Origin of the sequence: Streptomyces sp. NP160 (assembly GCF_006335115.1) — a bacterium.
In the GTDB taxonomy this organism is placed as follows: domain Bacteria; phylum Actinomycetota; class Actinomycetes; order Actinomycetales; family Quadrisphaeraceae; genus Quadrisphaera.
In genome coordinates, this window is sequence record NZ_VDMJ01000014.1 from 2,434 (window position 1) to 19,248 (window position 16,815).

The 16,815-nt window shown below is 75.2% G+C and carries 12 protein-coding genes; 6 read left to right on the forward strand and 6 right to left on the reverse strand.

The window, feature by feature from the left end:
• Positions 1-64: 64 nt before the first annotated feature.
• The 3 genes from galK to FHN55_RS08515 form a co-directional block, all read right to left on the reverse strand.
• The gene (galK, locus tag FHN55_RS08505; RefSeq protein WP_257570814.1) at positions 65-1,420 is read right to left on the reverse strand and encodes a galactokinase; all 1,356 of its coding nucleotides are present in this window, start codon (positions 1,418-1,420) and stop codon (positions 65-67) included.
• Complete coding sequence (gene galT, locus FHN55_RS08510; RefSeq protein WP_139711965.1) at positions 1,417-2,547, reverse strand: galactose-1-phosphate uridylyltransferase; 1,131 nt, start codon at positions 2,545-2,547, stop codon at positions 1,417-1,419. Before galT ends, galK begins: the two co-directional genes overlap by 4 nt.
• A gap of 188 nt (positions 2,548-2,735) precedes the next feature.
• Entirely contained in the window at positions 2,736-3,542 is an 807-nt protein-coding gene (locus tag FHN55_RS08515) for a DeoR/GlpR family DNA-binding transcription regulator (RefSeq protein WP_139711890.1), read from the reverse strand.
• A 106-nt stretch (positions 3,543-3,648) separates the two neighbouring features.
• Here FHN55_RS08515 and trpS point away from each other — a divergent pair, with 106 nt between their 5' ends.
• The 6 genes from trpS to FHN55_RS08545 all read left to right on the forward strand — a co-directional run bounded on the left by trpS (position 3,649) and on the right by FHN55_RS08545 (position 12,536).
• The gene (gene trpS / locus FHN55_RS08520; RefSeq protein WP_257570815.1) at positions 3,649-4,653 is read left to right on the forward strand and encodes a tryptophan--tRNA ligase; all 1,005 of its coding nucleotides are present in this window, start codon (positions 3,649-3,651) and stop codon (positions 4,651-4,653) included.
• 34 nt (positions 4,654-4,687) lie between these two features.
• Positions 4,688-5,290, forward strand: a complete 603-nt coding sequence (locus FHN55_RS08525; protein ID WP_139711891.1) for a 2'-5' RNA ligase family protein — start codon at positions 4,688-4,690, stop codon at positions 5,288-5,290.
• A gap of 106 nt (positions 5,291-5,396) precedes the next feature.
• Positions 5,397-6,521, forward strand: coding sequence for a YihY/virulence factor BrkB family protein (locus FHN55_RS08530; RefSeq protein ID WP_139711892.1), 1,125 nt, complete (start codon positions 5,397-5,399; stop codon positions 6,519-6,521).
• 9 nt (positions 6,522-6,530) lie between these two features.
• A complete protein-coding gene (locus FHN55_RS08535; protein ID WP_218974473.1) occupies positions 6,531-9,062 on the forward strand; it encodes a glutamate--cysteine ligase in 2,532 nt (843 codons plus the stop codon).
• A 28-nt stretch (positions 9,063-9,090) separates the two neighbouring features.
• Complete coding sequence (locus tag FHN55_RS08540) at positions 9,091-11,022, forward strand: S9 family peptidase (RefSeq protein WP_218974474.1); 1,932 nt, start codon at positions 9,091-9,093, stop codon at positions 11,020-11,022.
• Between the two features lie 98 nt (positions 11,023-11,120).
• Positions 11,121-12,536: an amidohydrolase family protein gene (locus FHN55_RS08545; RefSeq protein WP_139711893.1), complete on the forward strand. Its 1,416-nt coding sequence runs from the start codon at positions 11,121-11,123 to the stop codon at positions 12,534-12,536.
• A gap of 169 nt (positions 12,537-12,705) precedes the next feature.
• Here FHN55_RS08545 and FHN55_RS08550 read toward each other — a convergent pair whose 3' ends face one another.
• The 3 genes from FHN55_RS08550 to sdhA all read right to left on the reverse strand — a co-directional run bounded on the left by FHN55_RS08550 (position 12,706) and on the right by sdhA (position 16,803).
• Positions 12,706-14,019 (reverse strand): hypothetical protein, encoded by a 1,314-nt coding sequence (locus tag FHN55_RS08550; RefSeq protein WP_139711894.1) that lies wholly within the window; start codon positions 14,017-14,019, stop codon positions 12,706-12,708.
• 253 nt (positions 14,020-14,272) lie between these two features.
• Positions 14,273-15,031 carry a succinate dehydrogenase iron-sulfur subunit gene (locus FHN55_RS08555; RefSeq protein WP_139711895.1) on the reverse strand — a complete coding sequence of 253 codons (759 nt, stop codon included), beginning with the start codon at positions 15,029-15,031 and terminating at the stop codon, positions 14,273-14,275.
• A 5-nt stretch (positions 15,032-15,036) separates the two neighbouring features.
• Positions 15,037-16,803: a succinate dehydrogenase flavoprotein subunit gene (gene sdhA, locus FHN55_RS08560; protein WP_139711896.1), complete on the reverse strand. Its 1,767-nt coding sequence runs from the start codon at positions 16,801-16,803 to the stop codon at positions 15,037-15,039.
• Between the last annotated feature and the right edge of the window lie 12 nt (positions 16,804-16,815).

A 16,815-nucleotide genomic window follows, 5' to 3' on the forward strand; every position in this document is an offset into this window, starting at 1 on the left:
AAGTGCAGGAAGGAGGGGGCCGGAAGCGCACTTTCCGAGGAAAGTGCGAAGAGCAGGAGGGGGGTCAGCGCAGGCGGGAGGCCCCGCGCGAGGCCAGCGCCCGCAGGAACGCCGGCTCGGGGTGACCGGCCTCCAGCGCCGCCGCGCGCACCGCCGCGGCCACGGCCTCCTCGGTGCCGGCGCGCACCAGGGCCACCGCCGACCCGCCGAACCCGCCGCCGGTCATCCGCGCGCCCAGCGCGCCGGCGGCCTCGGCCGCCGAGCAGACGACGTCGAGCTCGGGACAGGAGATCTCGTAGTCGTCGCGCATGGAGGCGTGCGACGCCGACAGCACCGGGCCGACGTCGTCGATGCACGCCACCGCGCCCACGCCGCTGACCCCGACGCAGCTGCCCTGCGCCGCCGCGGTCAGCAGGGAGGCCACCTGGTGCACGCGGGCGGTCTCGGTGATGACGTGGCGGGTGCGCCGCACCAGCTCCTCGACGCGCTCCGCGCCCTCGCCGGCGCCGGCCGCCGCCGCGCGCAGCCGCGACAGCACGGCCTCGGCGCCCTCGGCGGTCCCGCCCGACTCCGTGACGGCCTCCGCGAGCAGCCCGTACCCGAGCAGCGACGCCGCCCGCTCCGAGGCCGCGCGGCGCGAGCCGTACTCGCCGTCGGCGTGGCGGTGGGGGGCGCGGGTGTCCATGACGAGCAGCGCGCGCCCGTGCTCGGCGAGCGGCAGCGGCACCTGGGTCACCGAGCCGTCCGTGGTGTCGAGCATGAGGGCGTGCTCCGGCGTGCACCGCAGCGACGCCGCCTGGTCCATGCCGCCGGTGGAGGCGCGGGCCACCTCGTTCTCGGCGCGCACGCAGGCCGCGGCCAGCTCGGCGCGGAACGCGTCCGCGGACGTCTCCCCGAGCGCACCCAGGTCCGCCACGGCGAGCGCCACCACGCACTCCAGCGCCGCGGAGCTCGACAGGCCCGCGCCCAGCGGCACGGTGGACACCACGGCGGCGTCGACGCCGCCCACGGCGTGCCCGGCCTGGGCCAGCGCCCACAGCACGCCGGCGACGTAGGCGGCCCACCCCTCGGGCGCGCCGGGGCCGACGTCGGACAGGTGCCCCTGCCACACGCTGGGCTCCCCGCCGAGGTCGGCGGAGGACACCACGCGGATGACGCCGTCGTGGCGAGCGCGCACCGCAGCGACCGTGCTGTGCGGCAGCGCCAGCGGCAGCACGGGGCCGCCGTTGTAGTCGAGGTGCTCGCCGATGAGGTTCACGCGCCCGGGCGCGGACCAGACGCCGTCGGCCTGGCCCTCCCAGTGCCCGGCGAACAGCGCCACCGCCGCGTCGGCCGCAGCCGGCGCCGGCGCGGCCTCCAGCCAGGTCGGGGCGTCCTGCGCCCCGGCGCCCGTCCCCGCCGACGTCGTCGTCGCGCTCACGAAGCCACCTCCCGCAGCCGGTCGGCGATGCGCTCCGGCGTCGTGTCGTTGATCCAGGCGCCGGCCCCGGACTCCGAGCCGGCGAGGTACTTCAGCTTGCCCGGCTGGCGCAGCACGGAGAAGGCCTGCAGGTGCAGCCTGCCCAGCTCGCGCTCGGGCCCCAGCGGCGCCTGGTGCCAGCCGGCGATGTACGGCAGCGCGTCGACGCCGTCGAAGTAGCGGTCCAGCCGCCCCAGCATCTCCGAGTACACGACCGCCAGCTCGTCCCGCTCGCCGTCGTCCAGCGCCGCGAGGTCCGGCACGTCCCGGTGGGGCGCGAGGTGGAACTCGACCGGCCAGCGCGCGGCGGCCGGCACGTACGCCGTCCAGTGCTCGCCGCGCAGCACCACGCGGGTGCCGGCGCGCTGCTCGGCGGCGAGCACGTCGGCCAGCAGCGACGTGCCGTGCGCGGCCCGGTGCCGCTGCGCCTGCACGAGCAGCTGGGACGTGCGCGGCGCGGGGGCGGGGTAGGCGTAGATCTGCCCGTGGGGGTGCTGCAGCGTCACCCCGATCTCCTTGCCGCGGTTCTCGAAGACGAAGACCTCCCCGCCCTCGCGCACCCCGGCCAGGGAGGACAGCTCCGCGGTCCGGTCCGCCCACGCCTCCACCACGGTCCGCACCCGGGAGACGGGGAGGGAGGCGAAGGTGGCGGAGTGGTCGGCGGTGAAGCAGACCACCTCGCAGCGCCCGACGGCCGGGCGGACGGGCCACAGCGCCTCGCCGTCGACGAGCCCGGCGGGCTCGGAGGCCAGCGACGTGCCCGCTCCGGCGTAGGAGGGGAAGCGGTTGGCGAAGACGACCACGTCGTAGTCGGCCTCGGGCACCTCGCCGGGCTCCTTGCCGGGCCGCGCCGGGCACAGCGGGCACAGGTCGGCCGGGGGCATGAAGGTGCGGTCCTGGCGGTGGGCGGCGTGCGCGACCCACTCGCCGGTCAGCACGTCCCACCGCATCGTCGAGGTGGTCGCGACGGCCGGCAGGTCGCGGGTGTCGACGGCGGAGCGCTCCCGGGCTCCCGAGACCCAGGGCTCGGTGTCGTCGAAGTAGTGGATGGGCCGCCCGTCGGCCATCTGCCGGTCGGTGCGACGCACGTGCGCCATCGACGTCCTCCTGGAGCTGGTGGCCGGCGGTCCGCCGGCCTGCCAGCGAACGCTACTCGGCGACGCCGCTGCGCGGAAGTGTTCGAACGCGTCCGTTCTTGGTGGTTCCTGCGAGGTGCGCCCAGCGCGTCGCGCCGGCCCCACCCCGCGGCCGCCGAGGACGACGACGAGCGCCGCCGTCAGGCCGGTGCCGCGTCGCGCTCCGCGACGACCAGGCGTCCCACCCGAGCCGCCAGCAGGTCCCGCGCCGCCGGCGGCAGGCCGTCGTCGGTGACCAGCACGTCGACGTCCTCCAGCCGCGCGATGCTCGCCAGTCCCACCACGTGCCACTTGGAGGAGTCGGCCACCACCACCACGTGCCGCGCCGCCGCCACCAGCGCCCGGTTGGTCTCGCCCTCGACGAGGTTGGGGGTGGTCAGGCCCGCGTCGGCGTCGACGCCGTGGACCCCCAGCAGGAGCGTGTCGACGTGCAGGGAGCGCAGCGCCGCCACGGCCACCGGTCCCACGAGGGCGTCCGACGGGGTGCGCTCCCCGCCGGTGAGCACCACCGAGCCGCCGGACGTGCTCGTCCCGTCGGGGGCGCACCACGCCTCGTGGAGCACCTGCGCCACCGGGAGGGAGTTGGTCACCACCGTCAGGCCCGGGACGTCCACGAGGGCGGAGGCGACCGCGTGCGTCGTCGTCCCCGCCGAGATGGCCACCGAGGAGCCGGGGGCCACCAGTGCGGCCGCGGCCAGGGCGATGGCCTCCTTCTGCGGCAGCGCCATCTGCGACTTGGCGCTGAAGCCGGGCTCGTCGGCGCGGGCCGAGAGGGCCGTGGCGCCACCGTGCACGCGCGCCACGAGGCCCTGCCCGGCGAGGATGGTGATGTCGCGGCGGACGGTCATCTCCGAGACGCCGAGCGCGCCCACGAGGTCGCTGACGCGCGCCCCGCCGTGGGCGCGCACCTCCTCCAGGATCCGCTCCTGGCGCTGCCGGGCGAGCACCCCCGCAGGCTACGGCGGTCCGGCGCCGGGCGCCGGACCTGCGCGCGGACCTCCACCCGGACGCGGCCTGATCCGCGCGCGCCGGCGCTGGTGGTTGACTGGGAGCGTGCCAGCCCGCCTGTTCTCCGGCATGCAGCCGACCGCAGACTCCCTCCACCTCGGCAACTACCTGGGGGCGCTGGTCAACTGGGTGTCGATGCAGGACACCTACGACGCGACCTACTGCGTGGTCGACCTGCACGCCCTCACCGTCGCCACGGACCCCGAGGTGCTGCGCCAGCGCACGCGCGTGACGGCCGCCCAGTTCCTGGCGGCCGGCATCGACCCGGAGCGCTCCACGCTCTTCGTGCAGAGCCACGCCCCGGAGCACGCCCAGCTCGCGTGGCTGCTCAACTGCATCACCGGCTTCGGCGAGGCCAGCCGCATGACGCAGTTCAAGGACAAGACCGCGCGCTTCGGAGCCGACCAGCAGAACGTCGGGCTGTTCGCCTACCCGGTGCTGCAGGCCGCCGACATCCTCGTCCACGACGCCGACCGCGTGCCGGTCGGCGAGGACCAGCGCCAGCACCTCGAGCTCACCCGCGACCTCGCCCAGAGGTTCAACAGCCGGTACGGCGACACCTTCGTCGTGCCCGACGTCCACATCGTGGCCGCCACCGCCAAGATCAGCGACCTGCAGAACCCCGGCGCGAAGATGAGCAAGAGCGCGTCCTCGCCGGGCGGCATCATCGAGCTCCTCGACGACCCGAAGAAGACCGCCAAGAAGATCCGCTCCGCGGTCACCGACACGGGCACCGAGGTGCGGTTCGACCCGGCGGAGAAGCCGGGCGTGTCCAACCTGCTCACCATCCACTCCGCGCTGTCCGGCGAGAGCGTCCAGTCCCTGGAGGACAGGTTCGCCGGCAAGGGCTACGGCCACCTGAAGGTGGAGGTGGCCGAGGTGGTGGTCGCGGCGCTGTCCCCGGTGCGCGAGCGCGCGCTGGAGCTCCTGGCCGACCCGGCCGAGCTCGACGCGCTGCTGGCCCGCGGCGCCCAGCGCGCCCGCGAGCGGGCCTCCGCGGTGCTGGCGCGCGCCTTCGACAGGGTGGGCCTGCTGCCCGCCCCCCGCTGAGGACCGGGCTGCGGACGGGCTGGGCGACGACGAGATGACGACGACGAGGTCAGCGGGCCCCGCTGCGCCCCCTGCGGGCGCCGCGGCGCTGACCGGCGTCCTCTCGGTGGTGCCGGCGGCGGACGAGGTGCTCATCGGGGTGGCCATCGCCGTGCCGGAGCCGTGGGCCGCGGAGCTGGAGGCGTGGCGGACCCGCTTCGGCGACCCGCTCGGCAGCACGGTGCCCGCGCACGTGACGCTCGTCCCGCCGACGGCGGTGCGGCGCTCGGACCTGCCTGCCGTGCGCGAGCACCTCGCGCGGGCCACGGCGGCCGGACGCCCGTTCCGGGTGGAGCTGGACGGCACGGGCACGTTCCGGCCGGTGACCCCGGTCGTCTACGTGCAGCTGAGCGCCGGTGCGGGGGAGTGCACCGCCCTGGAGGAGCGGGTGCGGACCGGGGTGCTGGGCACCCAGCGGCGCTTCCCCTTCCACCCGCACGTCACCGTGGCGCAGCAGCTGGAGGACGAGGTGCTCGACCACGCCTGCGACCAGCTGTCGGGCTACGACGCCGCCTTCGACGTCTCCGAGGTCGACCTGTACGAGCTGGGCGCCGACGGCCGGTGGCGCTCGGTGCAGACCTTCCGCCTCGGCGGCTGACGGCCGAGCGGCGGGCGCCCGGCGCGCGCCGCCGGCCCGGCTGGGCCACGATCGACGGCGTGATCAGCCCCCCTCGCGCCGCCCGTCCCCGCCGCAGGGCCCGCTGATGGGTGCGGTCGTGGGGCTGTGGCAGCGGTACCAGGCCAGCCACCTGGGGCGCGCGCTGGCGCACTACGGGCGCGAGCGCGGGCAGATCCTCGCGGGCGGCCTGGCCTACGTGGCGCTCTTCTCGCTCTCGGCGATCCTCGTGCTGCTGTTCACGGTCTCGGGCAGCGTGCTGGTCGCCAACCCGATGCTCCTCGACACCGTCGTCGACACCATCAACGGGTACGTGCCCAACCTGCTGGGAGACCCGGACGCGGGCGCAGCGGTCGACCCGCAGACGCTGCTCGACACCAACGCCCTGTCCGTCACGGGTGCCGTCACGCTGGTCATCGCCCTGCTGGCGGGGACGGGGTGGATCGACGCGCTGCGCGAGGGGGTGCGCGCCATGTTCGGCGTCGCCACCGACCAGCACGCCATCTGGTGGCAGAAGCTGCGCGACCTGGGGATGCTCCTGACCCTCGGCCTGGCGGTGCTGAGCTCGGCGGTCGCCTCGATCACCGTCAACGCGGCGACGCCGTGGCTGCTCGGGCTGGTCGGCATCGAGCAGACCGGGTTCACCAGGTTCCTCGTCCGCGTGGCCGGCATCGTCATCGTGTTCGCCGCGGACTGGGTGATCTTCGTCATCCTGCTGCGCCTGCTCAGCCGCCTGGCCATCCCGTGGCGCCACCTGCGCTCGGCGGCGCTGCTCGGCGCGGCGCTGTTCGGCGTCCTCAAGATCCTCGCCGGGACGGGCCTGAGCTTCCTCACGGGCACGTCGAACGCCCTCCTGCAGACCGCCGGCGTCATCGCCGGACTGCTGGTCTGGCTCAACATCCTGTTCCGGGTGGTGCTCACCACGGCGGCCTGGGCGGCCACCGACCCCGTCGTCGTCGCCCACCTCACCGCCGACCAGGGCGAGCCGGTCATCGGCCCGCCGGTGGGCCCCGCCGCCGACGCGGCGCTGGCCCGCGCGTCGCTGCCGCACCACATCCCCTCCTACGGCGAGCGCGCCGCCGACAGGGTGCAGGTGGCGGCCGGGGTGGTGCTCGGAGCGTCGGTGGCCACGGGGGCCGCGCTCCTCGTCGGGGGGACGAGGGGCGTGCTCGGTGCCGTTCGGAGCAGCCTGCGACGCAGCAGCGCGGGCTAGGGTGCGCCCGTGGCTGCCGCGCTGACCCTCGGGGCCGAGGAGGAGCTGCACCTCATCGACCTCGAGACGCTGCAGCTCTCGGCCCGCGCCCCCCAGGTGCTGTCACGGCTGCCCCGGGAGGGGTACTCCGCGGAGATCCAGCGCACCACCGTGGAGACCAACACCGAGGTGGTCGACTCCCTCGACGGACTGCGCGCGGAGCTGCTGCGGCTGCGCCGCCAGCTGGTGGACGTCGCCGCGCGCGAGGGCCTCGGCGTGGCCGCCGTGGGCACCGCGCCGCGCTCGACCTTCGCCGACTTCGAGCTCACCGCCACCGGCCGCTACGGCCGGATGCAGGAGCAGTACCGGCTCCTCGTCGACGAGCAGCTCATCTGCGGCACGCAGGTGCACGTGGGGGTGGCCGACCGCGACCTGGCGGTCGACATCGCCCAGCGCGTCGCCCCCGACCTGCCCGTGCTGCTGGCCCTGTCCGCCAGCTCCCCGTACTGGAACGGGCAGGACACCGGCTACTCCAGCATCCGCACCACGGTCTGGCAGCGCTGGCCCACCGCAGGGTCCACCGGGCCCCTGACCTCGGCCGCCGAGTACGACGCGCTGCTGGCCGACCTCATCGGCTCCGGCGTCATCGCCGACGCGAAGATGGCCTACTTCGACGTCAGGCCCTCGGCGCACGCGCCCACCCTCGAGCTGCGCGTCTGCGACGCCTGCCCCCTCGTCGACGACGCCGTCCTCATCGCCGGGCTGTTCCGCGCGCTGGTCCGCGAGGCCGAGGTCGCCGTCGTGCGGGGCGTCCCCCGCCGCGACAGGCCCGCCCCGCTGCACCGCGCCGCCATCTGGCAGGCGGCGCGCGGAGGCCTGCGCGGCCGTCTGCTCGACAGGTCCGAGCACCCGCAGCCGGTGCCCGCCGCCGACGTCGTCCGCACCCTTGTCGACCGGCTCGGCCCGGTGCTGGACGAGCTCGGCGACGGCGACCAGGTGCGCGCGCTCGCCGAGCGGGCGCTGGCCCGCGGCAACTCCGCCGACCGCCAGCGCGCGGCGCTCGCCGAGGCCGGAGACCTCGACGACGTGGTCCGGCTGGTGGTGGAGGAGACCCGCGGACCCGCGGGTGGGCGGCCGCCGGGCACCGAGGCGCTGCACCGCTACCGGGTGCGCGCCGGCGACGAGGCGGTGGCCTCCTCCGCGCAGCCGCGACCCGTCTACGCCCCCGTGCTGCGGGCCCTGGAGGACCTCGGCCCCGAGGAGCTGCGCCGCCGCGAACAGGCCCGTGACGCCTGGGCCGACGCCCACGGCCTGCACTTCCGCGTGGCCGGGCACGAGCAGCGCTTCGCCGTCGACCTGGTGCCCCGCGTCCTGGGACGCCACGAGTGGGCGCAGCTGCGCGCCGGCCTGGAGCAGCGGGCGGTGGCCCTGGAGCGGTTCCTGCGCGACGTCTACGGCGAGCAGCGCGTCCTCGCCGACGGCGTGCTGCCCGCCTCGGCCGTGGTCGGTGCGCCGGGGTGGCGCGAGGAGGGGCGCCGCCTGCCCGCGGGGGCGGTGCGGGCGACCGTCATCGGCTTCGACCTCGTCCGCGGCGAGGACGGCGGCTGGCGGGTCCTGGAGGACAACCTGCGAGACCCCAGCGGCGCGGCCTTCGCCGTCGCCGCCCGCGACCTGCTTGACGCCGTGGTGCCCGAGCTGCCGCGCCCCGAGGGGCTCGCCGAGCCCGCCGCCTACTACGAGCGCCTGCGCGCCACCCTGCTCGCCCGCGCCCGGCCCGGCACCCGCGCGGCGCTGCTGTCGAGCGGCCCGGGCTCCGGCGCCTGGTACGAGCACCAGGCGCTCGCCAGCGGCGCCGGGCTGCTGCTGCTCGGTGCGGGGGACCTCGACGTGGTCGACGGCCGCGTCGTGGCCACCAGCTCCCACCGGCGCCCGGAGCACGTCGGGGCGGTCTACCTGCGCCTCGACGGCGACCTCGCCGACCTCGTCGACGGCAGCGGGCGGCCCGTGGGCGCCCTGCTGCTCGACGCAGCCGCCGCCGGCGCCGTCGTCCTGGCCAACGCGCCCGGCAACGGCGTCGCCGACGACAAAGCCGTCTACCGCGCCGTCCCCGAGCTCATCGGCTACTACCTCTCCGAGCGCCAGCTCATCGAGCAGGTGCCCACCTACCTCCTCGCCGACGAGGCCGAGCGCCGCACGGCCCTGGAGCGCATCGGGGAGCTGGTCACCAAGCCCGTCGACGGCCACGGCGGCTCCGGGGTGATGATCGGCCCCGCCGCCAGCGCCGCCGAGGTGGTGGCGCGCCGTGCCGAGGTCGCCGCGGCTCCCCAGCGGTGGGTCGCGCAGGAGCTGGTGCAGCTGAGCTCGCTGCCCTCGCTGGTCGGTGGGGCGCTCGTGCCGCGGCACGTGGACCTGCGCGTCTTCGCGCACGTGGTCGGCGACGGCCGCGGCGACGCCCGGGTGGCCGACGTCGCCCTGACCCGCGTGGCGCCCGAGGGCAACCTGGTGGTCAACTCCTCCCGCGGGGGCGGCGCCAAGGACACCTGGCTCGTCACCGGCCCGTGACGATGACGACGACGGAGGAGCGGCGCCGGTGAGCGACACCGCGGTGCAGGGTGTGAGCGGCGTCGACGGCGTCGACGGCGCGGTGGCGCTGGCGGAGGACCTCGTCGGGGCGTGGGGCAGCTGGAGCCCCGTCATGACGCCCGACGCGCGCCGCGTGGCGTTCGTGTCCGACCGGTCCGGATCCCCCCAGGTGTGGGTGCAGGACGTGGTGACGGGCCTGCCGGAGGACGCCGCGCTGCCGCGGGCGCACCACCTGCCGCTCGGCACGCCCGACCCCGTGGTGGGCGTGAACTGGGCCGCCGACGGCCGCTGGCTCGGCGTGGAGGTGGCGACCGACGGCGGCGTGCGGACGCAGGTCTGGGTGGTGCGTCCCGACGGCACCGACGCGCGGCGCGTCGCCGGTGGTCCCGAGGAGCACGCGGTGCTGGGCCCGTGGACGCGCAGCGGCCACCGGCTCGTGGTGACCTTCCCCTCGCCGGGCCCGGGGCGGCCCACCCGCTCCTTCTTCGCCGACCCCGCCACCGGCCGCCTCGACCCGCTCGCCGAGGGCGCCAACACCACCGTGCTCGACGTCTCCCTCGAGGAGCGCTTCCTCGTGCTCAAGGACGGCGAGCGCGGGCACCAGTTCTGCGTGGCCGTCGACAGGCTGGACGACGCCCACTTCCCGCTCCTGCAGCCCGGCGCCACCGGGTCCACCGACCGGGCGGTGCTGCGCCCGGCGCCCGAGGGCGACTCCGGGCCGCTGTGGGTCTACCTCGCCTCCGACGTGGGCCTGGCGCGCCGCCAGCTCATCGGCACGGCCCTCGGCCCGCACGGCTTCAAGGGCGAGCCGCGCGCGCTGGCCGTCCGCGACGACGCCGAGCTGGAGGGCCTGGACGCCGACGACGCCGGCCGCCTCCTGCTGCTGGTGTGGAACGCCGCCGGGCGCAGCGAGCTGGAGCTGTTCGACACCTCCACCCACGAGCGCACGCCCATCACCGGCATGCCGGGCCAGGTGGCCGCCGACCCGGTGCTCTCCCGCGACGGCTCGTCGGTCGTGCTCGGCGTGGAGGGACCGCGGCGCCCGCGGGAGCTGTGGCACGTCGACGTGCCCACGGGCGCGTGGTCGCGGATCACGCACGCCCCCGAGCTGCCGGAGTCCTCCCTCGTCGAGCCCGAGCTGGTCCGCTTCGCCGGGAGGGACGGGCTGCCGCTCACGGGCTGGCTCTACCGGCCGCGCTCCTCGTCGTCGTCCACCGGCGGCTCCGCGGGGCCGGGACCGGCGGCCCTGTGGCTGCACGGCGGCCCCGAGGCCCAGGAGCGGCCCACCTTCAACCCCCAGCACCAGGCGCTCGCCGCAGCGGGGATCGCGGTGCTGGCGCCGAACGTCCGCGGCTCGTCGGGGTTCGGCCGGGAGTTCGTGCACGCCGACGACGTCGAGAAGCGGTGGGACGCCTTCGCCGACGTGCTCGCCGCCGCCGACCACCTCGTGGCCACCGGCGTGGCCGACCCGGCGCGCATCGCGGTGACGGGGCGCTCCTACGGCGGCTACCTCGTGCTGGCGTCGCTGGCGTTCTCGCCCGGGGTGTTCGCCGCCGGCGTGGACGTGTGCGGCATGAGCGACCTCACGACCTTCTACCGCGACACCGAGCCGTGGATCGGCGCGGTGGCGGTCACCAAGTACGGCCACCCGGAGCGCGACCGCGCGCTGCTGGAGGCGCTGTCGCCGCTGCGCGCCGTGGACGACGTCGACGCTCCGCTGCTCGTGGTCCACGGCGAGCACGACACCAACGTGCCCATCGGCGAGGCCCACCAGGTGGTCGCCGCGCTGCGGGACCGGGCCCGCGTGGACGAGTCGGCGCCGCCGGTGGAGTACCTGGAGCTGGCGGGGGAGGGCCACGACTACCGCCGCGCCGACTCCCGCCGCACCCTGTACGGCGCGGTCGTGCGGTTCCTCGCCGAGCACCTCGGTCCCCTCTGAGGCTGCGGCAGCCGATCGGGAGCCGGGGCCCCGCGGGACAGCGCGGCGGCCCTACGGTGGCGGCCGCCCACCTCGCCCGCCACGCCCAGAGGACCACCGTGCAGCTGCTCGTGACCGACGCCCGCCTCATCACCCTGGCGGGGCAGCCCGCCGGCGGCGACCCCCACAGCGCCGACGTGGTCGGTCACCACGAGCGCGGCTGGATGCTGGTCGAGGACGGTCTCGTGGCCGCCACCGGCGACGGCGAGCCGCCGGCCGCGGTGCGCGCCGGCGTCGCGGCCGCCGGGGGAGAGGTCCTCGACGTCGGCGGCGCCTTCGTGGCTCCCGGCTTCGTCTCCTCCCACTCGCACCTGTTCACCAGCGGCCTGCGCGGCCTCGGCGTCGCGGAGACGCTGTACGGCTGGTGCGACTCCATGCTCGGCACCACCGCGCACATGAGCCCCGAGCACATCTACTGGTCGACCCTGCACGGCGCGCTCGACTTCCTGTCCCACGGCGTGACCACGGCGTACAACTTCACCGACCCGCTGCAGGCGTGGGAGCCGATGGTCGAGGGGCGGCGCACCGGCACCGCGGGCCTGCGGGACCTCAGCTACCACACGCGGCAGGCCGACGCGTGCCGCGACGCCGGGCTGCGCTTCGTCGACGCCATCGGCATGGACGCCACGGCCGGCACCGACGCCGACGTGGTGGACAGGTTCGCCGCGAGCGTGGAGCACACCCGCGCCATGGACCCCTCCCTGGCGCTGGGCGTCTCGATCATGGGGCAGGTGCAGTGGTCGCCCCGCCCTGACGCCGCCGAGGTCGAGGTCGCCGCGATGCGCCGCCACGGCGTCACCAACCAGGCGCACTTCCTGGAGTCGCCCGAGGCCGTGCCGCTGCAGCAGTCGAAGTTCGCGCTCTACCGCGACGCCGGGGCGCTCGGCCCCGACATGGTCTTCGGGCACTTCATCCAGACCACCCCGGAGATCATCGAGCAGGCCGCGGCCGGGGGCGCCGGGATGTCGTGGCAGCCGGCGTCCAACGGGCGGCTGGCCTCGGGCGTGGCGCTGGTCCCGGAGATGCTGGCGATGGGCATGACGGTCGGCCTCGGCCTCGACGACCAGGCCTGCACCGACGTCGCCGACCCGTGGCAGAACATGCGGATCGGCATCGCGGCGCAGCGCGCGCGCACCAAGGACCCGCTCGCGATGATGCCGGAGCTGGCGCTGCGCCTGCACACCCTCGGCGCGGCGGAGGTCATGGGCGTCGCCGACCGCGTGGGCAGCCTGGAGGTGGGCAAGCACGCCGACTTCGTCGTCGTCGACCCGCGCCAGCCCGACGTGGGACCGCTGTGGCACCCCGTGCGGAGCTACGTGCTGTCGATGTCGCTGCGCAACCTGCGCGCGGTGTACGTCGGCGGCGTCCTGGTCGACGAGGGCGGCCGCTCCCGCCACCCGCTGGCCGCCGAGGCGTCGGCGCGCCTGCACACCGACCTGCCCGCGCTCGCCGCGAGGATCGGCCACCCCCGCTGACGACGCCGCCCGAGGCGCGGGCCCCGGGCACAGCCGCCAGGGCCCGCGTCCCGCCACCACCCCCGTCCTTCCCGCACTTTCCGCGGAAAGTGCGGGAAGGACGTCGTGAGTGGAGCACTTCCAGCGGAAAGTGCGGCCCGGTCGGGCCGGAGCCGTCAGACCTCTCCGGTCACCGGGCGGCGTAGACGCTGATGGTGCCGTCACCCTCGCCGCTGGCCAGGAACAGGCCGCGCTGGGGGAGGGCGAGCAGGCCCTCGGGGGCGTCACCGGTGGCGAGCACCTGCAGCAGGCGGGGCCTGCGCTCGTCGCTGATGTCGTAGACGCCCACGGCGTCGGCGCGCTCGGCGCCGACGAAGGCCAGGGGCACCGTGCGGCCCTTGCCGGGGCCCTTGCCCGCACCGGCGCTCGGGCCGGTGGCGTACACGCCGACGGTGGTGCCCTCGGCCTCGACGCCGCGGTCGTCCGACCGCCCGTCGTCGTACAGCCCGGCGGCCGCGACGGCCTCCTCGAAGGAGGAGCCCGGCGTGAAGACGACGCCGCCGCGGGTGTCGAAGACGGTCCAGCCGCGGCCGCCCACGTACTGGCCGTCGGCCAGGTCGACGTCGTAGTCGCCCTCGTCAGCCGTGATGAGGCGGCCCTGCGGGGTCCACGCGATGCCGTCGGGCTCGCGGCGCGCGGCCGTGAGCTGCTCGGTGAACGAGACCCGGCCGTCGTCGGTGAGGTCGGCGGGCTGCGTGACCGTGCCGGTCGAGAAGGAGCCGGTGACCCTGCCCCTCTTGAGGTCGACCAGGGCGACGGCGTTGTTCTCCTGCAGCGTGACGGCGGCGGTGCCGCGGTCGTTGATGGTCACGTACTCCGGCTCGGGGTCGGTGGGGAAGCGCATCCCCGCCAGACCGCGCAGGTCGACCTGGCGCGCCCTCCACGCCGTGGGGGCGCCCTGGAGGTCGACCACGGCCAGGTACCCGGGCGGGTCCTGCGGCATCGCGCCGTCGTCGACGTCCTCGTCGCGCTCGTTCTCCACGGCCACCGCGGCGAATCTCCCGTCGGGGCTGACGGCGACCGAGTCGGGCTGACCGCCCAGCGGCACCCGGGCGATCACGGCGCGGGTGGCCAGGTCGATGACGGCGAGGTCGTCGGGGCCCGCGACGGCGACCAGCGCGAAGCGGTCGGTGGTGGCCACCGAGGTGGGCTCACCGCCGACGGGCACCTCGCCGGCGGCCTTCGGCGCAGCGGGGTCGGAGATGTCGACGAAGCCGATCTGCTCGCCGCCGGAGTCGGTGTGCAGCACCGTGCGGCCGTCCCTCGTGGCCGCGAGGATCTCGGCGACGTCACCGACGACGTCGTAGCGCGCGACCTGGGTGAAGGTCGGCGCGGAGCCCTTCGGCGGAGCGGCGAGGGCGGGCGCGGCCGGCAGCCCGGCGGCCAGGACGACGGCGCTGGCCAGCGCGACGCGGCGGGTGCGGACGGGGCGGGGGAAGGTCACCCGGCGGAGCCTGCGGCGCCACGCCGACGAGGGGGTGGCCGTCCGGTGAACGACGCGTGCTGCGCCGGAGAAGGTCGAGGACCGGGCACGTCCCCTCGCGCACTTTCCACGGAAAGTACGCCATGGGGGCCTGAGGACGCGCGCTTTCCGCGGAAAGTGCGCGAAGGGGGGAGGGGACGACGACGAAGGGCCGCATCCCCTCGACGGGCGAGGGGACGCGGCCCTGACGTGCGTGCTCTGCCGAGCGGCGGCCTCAGACCTTGCGGGTCAGCAGCGCCTGCTTCACCTCGGCGATCGCCTTGGTGACCTGGATGCCGCGCGGGCACGCCTCCGAGCAGTTGAAGGTGGTGCGGCAGCGCCACACGCCCTCGCGGTCGTTGAGGACCTCCAGGCGCAGGTCAGCGCCCTCGTCCCGGCTGTCGAAGATGAACCGGTGCGCGTTGACGATCGCGGCCGGGCCGAAGTACTGCCCGTCGGTCCAGAACACCGGGCAGCTCGACGTGCACGCCGCGCACAGGATGCACTTGGTGGTGTCGTCGAAGCGCTCGCGGTCGTGGGCGGACTGCAGGCGCTCCTTCGTCGGCTCGTGCCCGGAGGTGATGAGGAAGGGCATCACCTCGCGGTAGGACTGGAAGAAGGGCTCCATGTCGACCACGAGGTCCTTCTCCACCGGCAGGCCCTTGATGGGCTCGACGGTGATCGGCTTGCTCGGGTCGAGGTCCTTGAGCAGCGACTTGCAGGCCAGGCGGTTCACGCCGTTGATGCGCATCGCGTCCGAGCCGCACACGCCGTGCGCGCAGGAGCGGCGGAAGGTCAGCGACCCGTCCTGCTCCCACTTCACCTTGTGCAGGGCGTCGAGGATGCGGTCGGTGCCGTGCACCTGGACCTTGTAGTCCTCCCAGTGGGGGGCCTCGTCGCGCTCGGGGTCGTAGCGGCGGATGCGCACCGTGACCTCGAAGCTGGGGACCGCCCCGGGCTTGGACTCCGGGGCGGCGTCGGTCTCACGAGCCATCGGTGTCAGTACTTCCGTTCCATCGGCTGGTAGCGGGTGGTGACGACCGGCTTGGTGTCCAGCCGCACGCCCTCGTGGCCGTTCTCGTCGACCGCGCGGTACGCCATGGTGTGGCGCATGTGGTTGGCGTCGTCGCGGTTGGGGTAGTCCTCGCGGAAGTGCCCACCACGGCTCTCGGTGCGGTGCAGCGCACCGGCGCAGATGACGTTGGCCAGCTCCAGCAGGAAGCCGAGCTCCACGGCCTCGAGCAGGTCCGTGTTGTAGCGCTGGCCCTTGTCCTGCACGCCGACGCGGCCGTAGCGCTCGCGCAGGGCGTCGATGTCCGCCATGGCCTGCTTGAGCGTGGTCTCGGTGCGGAAGACCTGCGCGTTCGCGTCCATGGTCTCCTGCAGCTCGCGGCGCAGCACCGCCACGCGCTCGGTCCCAGTGGAGGAGCGCAGCCCCTCGACCATCGCCACGACGTCGGCCTCGGGGTCGTCCGGGAGGTCCGCGAAGGCCTCGGTGGCCAGCGCGTGCTTGGCCGCCGCGATGCCGGCGCGCTTGCCGAACACGTTGATGTCGAGCAGGGAGTTGGTCCCCAGGCGGTTGGAGCCGTGCACCGAGACGCAGGCGACCTCACCGGCGGCGAAGAGGCCCGGCACCGCGGTGTCGTTGTCGGCCAGCACCTGGGAGGTGACGTCGGTCGGCACGCCGCCCATGGCGTAGTGGGCGGTCGGGTAGACCGGCACCGGCTCGGTGTAGGGCTCCACGCCCAGGTACGTGCGGGCGAACTCGGTGATGTCCGGGAGCTTGGCGTCGATGTGCGCCGGCTCCAGGTGCGTCAGGTCGAGCAGCACGTAGTCCTTGTTGGGGCCGGCGCCGCGGCCCTCGCGCACCTCGTTGGCCATGGAGCGGGCGACGATGTCGCGCGGTGCCAGGTCCTTGATGGTGGGGGCGTAGCGCTCCATGAAGCGCTCGCCCTCGCCGTTGCGCAGGATGCCGCCCTCGCCGCGGGCCGCCTCGCTCAGGAGGATGCCGAGACCGGCCAGGCCCGTCGGGTGGAACTGGAAGAACTCCATGTCCTCCAGCGGCAGGCCGCGCCGGTAGGCGATGCCCATGCCGTCACCGGTGAGGGTGTGCGCGTTGGAGGTGGTCTTGTAGACCTTGCCGGCGCCGCCGGTGGCCAGGACCACGGACTTGGCGCGGAAGACGTGGATCGTGCCGGTGGCCAGCTCGTAGGCCACCACGCCCGCCGTCGTCCGCACGCCCTCGACGTCGGTCAGCAGCAGGTCGAGCACGTAGAACTCGTTGAAGAACTCCACCTCGTGCTTGACGCACTGCTGGTAGAGCGTCTGGAGGATCATGTGGCCGGTGCGGTCCGCGGCGTAGCAGGAGCGGCGCACGGCCGCCTCGCCGTGGTTGCGGGTGTGCCCGCCGAAGCGGCGCTGGTCGATGCGGCCCTCGGGGGTGCGGTTGAAGGGCAGCCCCATCTTCTCGAGGTCCAGGACGGCGTCGATGGCCTCCTTGCACATCACCTCGGCGGCGTCCTGGTCGACGAGGTAGTCGCCGCCCTTGACGGTGTCGAAGGTGTGCCACTCCCAGTTGTCCTCCTCGACGTTGGCGAGGGCGGCGCACATGCCGCCCTGCGCCGCGCCGGTGTGGGAGCGGGTCGGGTACAGCTTGGTCAGCACGGCCGTGCGGGCGCGCTGGCCCGACTCGATCGCCGCGCGCATGCCGGCACCGCCGGCGCCGACGATGACGACGTCGTAGCTGTGGAACTGGACCTCAGCCATGGGGGAGTCCTC